A 2,143-nucleotide genomic window follows, 5' to 3' on the forward strand; every position below is an offset into this window, starting at 1 on the left:
TCCAGATGTGGTAGGTATCATTATCTTAGGAAGGCCAGGCTTTGGAACCTTACCAATGCCAATATAGTCGCGAACTGTCCCACCATTGGTAACTAAAACAGATACCATCTTGGCGGTATCCATAGAGCTTCCTCCACCAAGCCCGATTATTACCTCAAAGCCTCCCTCCTTAACTTTATCAACTATATCAGCAACTATGTTCTCTGGAGGCTCAGGTATAACCTGATCATAATAACCTGTTTCGATCCCATCACCCTTTAATATCTTTAATACCTTCTCCAATATCCCCACCTTAGCTACCCCTGGATCGGTTATAACGAACGCCTTTTTACCATTAAACCTTTTAACATACTGGCCCACTTGGTTAACCGTATCGACCCCAAAAACCAGTGTTGAAGGAACGTTGAAGTTGAAAGTAACGAGCATCATCAACACACCCCCTATTTTTTATTATTAACCTTACCACCTCTTTCAACTAGAAGATAAAGCACTATACCTGTTAAGAGCCCCCATGCTGCGCCTCTTAGAGCTATCATGGCACCCGTTAAGACGGCAACCGCAATAGAATTTCTGTTCTTCATTACCTCTTCCATAGCTATGTAGCTACAGGCAAAAGCCTGAACTAGTAAAGTTACAGAATAAGCAATAGTTAAGGCGGGCCTAACTATACACACTAAAGGATAGATAAAAAGACCTAAGAAGGTCATCACTCTAAAGGTGCCAACCCCACCCCATATCGAATACATAGCATCTTTACCTTCCTTATACCTTTCAGCAACCGCAACAGTCATAGCTGCCCACAAGGGACCTGCGTTCTGCGTATAAGGAGCAAAAAATCCAAGCGCTACGTTTCTAATCCCACTTATAATATTAGAACGATTAACATTAAACTCTATCTTCTCATCACCGCGAGCTCTATCCGCCTCCCCGATAACCGTTTGAGCGAATACGAAATCACCAAACGCTATTATATAGACCGCTAACATCAATGGTATCGTATTAACTATAACTTGTAAAGATGGAAATCCAATCGAGAATGGCGAATAATTCACAAAAAGCTCCCTGAGCTTTAATGGGGTTATACTCCATATAATCTCTGGAACCTTAAGCTCTCCAACCATCGGGCCAACTATTAAAGCAAATATTATCGCTGGAACCATACCGAAGTTTCTTATGGCCTTAAGAAAAGGCATCCTCTCCGATTTATACCTATACCACGTGGCAAAAAGAGTTATAAGCGCCACAACAACCCCAACGGTAACGCTTATAGGTGCTTTATCAAACCTTCCACCCTTCATATAAATAGAGTTGAAGGCAGCAATACCAGCTCCAAAAATAACCCCAGCTTTAACTGATGTAGGAATAAGGTCCGCAAACTTCTTAGCTAAACCAGTAAGACCAAGAACAAGCAATAGAATACCAAAGGAGAGGTTTAAAGCTACCAGAGCTTGAGTCCTTACAGGTCCCATAGGATACTGACTTAAATAGGCAACAACAAGAGGAATAGCAGGAGTAACCCATCCAGGGACAACTGGGTCACCCAAATGGGCATGAAGCATATACAAAAAGCCATTAATTATAACCATGGTTACAGCGACCTCGAAAGGACATCCTAACGTTTCCTCAAGAACAGGAGCCGCACCCAAACAAGTAGCCATCATTATCAAGGCAGAGATAGCCTCAGGCCATTCCCATTCGTAATGAATGAAAGGCAAACGCAGCTTAAAAATCCCAAGCTTAATATAGGGCTGTTCATTTTCAGGCCCCTCAATACGCCTTAACAACGGCCCCACATAAGTCTTCATATTATCATACCCCCCCTCGTTAAAAATTGTTTGAAATTCTTTAAGCTTACCCCAGGATTAAACTCGCCACCTACTTCCCACCTCCCTTTTTAGATTTTCATGCTTCCCCTTTCAAGGAAGCGCACATGCCAGCTTAAGGCCTCCTCCAGTAAATGAGGCTCATGGCCTCCCCTAAAGGAAGCTCGATTAAAGTAATCCCAAAGAGCCTCCCTATAGTCAGGATGCGCACACTTGCTTATTATCTCCTTAGCCCTCTCCCGTGGAGACTTGCCCCTTAAGTCAGCTACCCCCCACTCAGTCACAATAAGATGCACCTCATGCTCCGTATGATCCACATG

General features: G+C 43.3%; 3 protein-coding genes. All 3 read right to left on the reverse strand.

The window, feature by feature from the left end:
• Positions 1-429: iron-containing alcohol dehydrogenase (locus NZ900_09680; GenBank protein MCS7234348.1), on the reverse strand; the 429-nt coding region annotated here is incomplete at its 3' end.
• Positions 430-440: 11 nt separating this feature from the next.
• A complete protein-coding gene (locus NZ900_09685; protein MCS7234349.1) occupies positions 441-1,805 on the reverse strand; it encodes a hypothetical protein in 1,365 nt (454 codons plus the stop codon).
• Between the two features lie 89 nt (positions 1,806-1,894).
• Positions 1,895-2,143: propionyl-CoA--succinate CoA transferase (locus tag NZ900_09690; protein ID MCS7234350.1), on the reverse strand; the 249-nt coding region annotated here is incomplete at its 5' end.

Source organism: Synergistota bacterium (genome assembly GCA_025060595.1).
In the GTDB taxonomy this organism is placed as follows: Bacteria; Synergistota; GBS-1; order GBS-1; family GBS-1; genus 42-11.